Source organism: Vibrio sp. 10N.222.46.A1 (assembly GCF_041473595.1).
Lineage (GTDB): Bacteria > Pseudomonadota > Gammaproteobacteria > Enterobacterales > Vibrionaceae > Vibrio > Vibrio tasmaniensis_A.
Map to the genome: position 1 here is coordinate 1,351 of NZ_JBFRSN010000594.1, position 263 is coordinate 1,613.

The 263-nt window shown below is 50.2% G+C and carries 1 protein-coding gene; it reads left to right on the forward strand.

Annotated elements, in window-relative coordinates:
- Window positions 1–263: IMP dehydrogenase (locus AB4496_RS16635; RefSeq protein WP_372131404.1), on the forward strand; the 263-nt coding region annotated here is incomplete at both ends.

A 263-nucleotide genomic window follows, 5' to 3' on the forward strand; every position in this document is an offset into this window, starting at 1 on the left:
TCGTACAGAAAGTACGTGCAGAATTCCCGACTAAAGTTATCTCTGCTGGTAACGTTGTAACGGGTGACATGGTTGAAGAGCTAATTCTAGCTGGCGCAGACATTGTTAAGGTTGGTATCGGCCCTGGTTCTGTTTGTACTACACGTGTTAAAACAGGCGTAGGTTACCCTCAACTTTCTGCAATCATCGAGTGTGGCGACGCAGCACACGGCCTTGGCGGCATGATCATCGGTGACGGTGGCTGTTCATGTGCGGGTGACGTA